Consider the following 2,678-nt stretch of genomic DNA (forward strand, 5'->3'; position numbering starts at 1 on the left):
CCTTGGCCCGACTGGCAGTGACCGATTTTCCAAACGTTTTCGCGAAAAACGGAGGCGGGTCGAACGAACGGATCGGGGCGCGGCAAGGTGGACAGCTACTGCACGGTCAACGCCCTGGGAGCTGAATTGATGCGGCCACATCTACGCAGACGATTTCGTTAAAAACGGAGGCGCATTTTGGGCGGCTACGGATCGGGACGGTCGAGCGGATCGGGACACGATAAGGTCGAAGACCATCGTTCGATCGACGTGAACGATCTGCGGCGCAAGGGCTGCCTCAAGTCCGGCTGGTCGGGCAGCTGGGAATGGACGCGCGACGGGGAGAGGGTCGCGTGGATTGACCTCCGCGCCGGGGAAGACCTGCTGCGTCTCAGCTATAGCGTCAGCCTCAACGGTGGGGATAGGGAGCAAGTCAAAGAGGCGGTTCGCCTGGCCCACGTTTCGTGCCGCTTCGGCGGGACTCGGCCCTATTTCATTTGTCCGGGTCTCGCGAACGGGGGTGCCTGCGGGAGGCGGGTCACGAAGCTTTACGGCGCGGGCCTCTATTTTTCCTGTCGCCGTTGCTACCGTCTGGCGCATGCGAGCCAAAGCGAGGGCGCATCGGACCGATCCCTCAGGCGCGCGAACAAGGTCAGGGAACGCCTGGGCGGCGATCCCGGAATGGCAGCCGAGTTTCCGCCGAGGCCCAAGGGCATGTGGAGGCGAACTTATGAGCGTCTACGCAAGCAAGCCCGTGACGCTGAAAGGCGCGCCGATGAAGCCTTGGCGCTTCGGACCGAACGACTGCTTGCGTGGACCGACAGCCACAAGAGCAAAGGGAGCTTTTGGAAATGAGCGACAGAAAGCGCGCCAAGGAGGCGGAAACCTCCGGCACGGAGATCAGCCGCTTCAATGCGCTCCGCCATGGCGTCCTATCGCGCTACACCGTGCTGCCCTGGGAGGACGCGGCCGAGTATCACGCCCTAGTCGCGGCGCTTGTCGCCGAACATGCGCCGCAGGGACCGACCGAGGAGCACCTGGTCGAGGAAGTGGCCGGCATCCTTTGGCGGAAGAGGCGGCTGCGCCTGGCGGAGGCCGCTGCCCATCGTCGGGGGCTCGAAGAAGCCCTTGAGCCGAGAAAAGACACCGCGAAGGCGGCGGTGGTCCATCTCGACGCGATCGACGAATCCTGGGACGTCGGGGAGGCCATCCGCGCCACGACTGCGGACACCGAGAACGACATCCATGAGACGGAGGATGACGAGGCCATTGTACATCGCGCCCTCAACCTGCTCGGCTCCCGCCGTAATGACGCTTATGAGGCCGCGTTGGCGGAGTTGCGCGAGGGCACGCAAGAAGGGTGGGCAGAGTTTTTGGCGCGTCAGCCGGACGAACTGGACGAGGGCGAGAAGGCCGCCACCGCCGACGTCGAGGGACTGCGCGGCTTTCTAGAGGGAGAAGTGCTGCCCTGGCTGGAGGACCGCAAGAAGGAGCTCGCCAACCGCCCGCTGATCCGGGAGCAGGCGTTCGGTGAGTCGCTCGATCCCGACAAGCTGGAGCGGCTCGGCCGCTACGAGGTCCATCTCGACCGAAAGCTCGAGCGGATGCTGGCCATGCTGATGCGCCTGAAGGAACTGCGGCATGGGACAGTCCCGGACTGATCCGTTTCGCAAAAAAGTGGATTTCTGCCGCCTTCCTCCCGTTCCGTTCGCTTCCCGAGGAGCACAGCAAGCGCTCTACGCCCGCAATGTGCGGATCGAAAAAGATGATTGCGCAAAGAGCGTTGGACCGGCAGCGAGTATCTCGCCGCCCCGCTGGCGGCGTGAATCGGATTCATCGCTCCTTGACGGTCGGCAGACGCCGCGCGACCGTTACGCGCTCGCCGAGCGCTTCGACAAAACCGTTCAGCGTCATCGCTTCGCTCTCCCATAGGTTTGAGTCATCGACGTGCTCGAGGTCGAACCCGCTCGCGCCGGCATTCGCGATCGCATCCTCAATGTCCTCACGCGCGGGCGCCAACCGGCTACCGATACCGGAGACGAAGCATGCCAGTTGCTCGACGCGTTCGAAGCGCCAATGTCGTAGCCCTTGAACTGCGCCTCGAGGCGAATTCCGAAGGGCCGCAGATGGGCTCTCAGCCGCGCTCCGAGTCGTCGCGGGTTAGCTGCGAAAGCTATTGTTGGTCAGGCGCTCATGCGCGCCCCGGCACCGTGGTACCCATTCCCGGTCGCGAATCCATGAAAGCCATTCGCATGGGATGATCTTGTGGCACAGGCCGCACCCGCATTCCACTTCCTCGACTCGTTTCCACGAGTCGTCGGCTTCGACCATGGTCGGGACGGAAACGTTCTACAACGCCGTCCGCGGGAGCCGCAAACGGGCCGCGCGATTTTCCCAACGCCGTGCGTCTGGCCCTCGATCCCAACGGCGTCGGTAAGTCGACCCTGGCGCAGAACATCTCACCAGGCGCTGATCCAAGGGCACACGGTCCTGTTCATCAGCGCGGGCCAGTTGCTGGGCGACCTTTGCGCGCTCGATAGCGATTCCGCACTGCGACGCCGCCTGCGCCACTATGCGCGCCCGCAATTGCTGGTGATCGACGAAGTCGGGTATCTCTCCTATTCCAACCGCCATGCCGACCTCATGTTCGAACTGGTCTCGCGGCGTTATCAGAGCAAGAGCACGCTGGTCACCACCAA

General features: G+C 63.7%; 3 protein-coding genes. 2 read left to right on the plus strand and 1 reads right to left on the minus strand.

Annotation, left to right across the window (positions count from 1 at the left end; genetic code table 11):
• Positions 1–830 precede the first annotated feature (830 nt).
• A complete protein-coding gene (locus tag ACLP25_RS19120; RefSeq protein WP_442470745.1) occupies positions 831–1,640 on the plus strand; it encodes a hypothetical protein in 810 nt (269 codons plus the stop codon).
• A 172-nt stretch (positions 1,641–1,812) separates the two neighbouring features.
• On the opposite strand, the gene ACLP25_RS19125 is transcribed toward ACLP25_RS19120, so the two are convergent.
• Positions 1,813–1,998, minus strand: coding sequence for a hypothetical protein (locus ACLP25_RS19125; RefSeq protein WP_442470746.1), 186 nt, complete (start codon positions 1,996–1,998; stop codon positions 1,813–1,815).
• Between the two features lie 492 nt (positions 1,999–2,490).
• Between ACLP25_RS19125 and ACLP25_RS19130 the strand changes: the two genes are divergently transcribed.
• A partial coding sequence (locus tag ACLP25_RS19130) for an ATP-binding protein (protein WP_442470747.1) occupies positions 2,491–2,678 on the plus strand: 188 nt, incomplete at its 3' end.

This window comes from Roseiarcus sp. (assembly GCF_052145395.1).
GTDB lineage: Bacteria > Pseudomonadota > Alphaproteobacteria > Rhizobiales > Beijerinckiaceae > Roseiarcus.

Excerpts from the sequence above, each read along its gene's own strand:
- ACLP25_RS19120 (WP_442470745.1), top strand. The coding sequence starts at position 831 with ATGAGCGACAGAAAGCGCGCCAAGGAGGCGGAAACCTCCGGCACGGAG.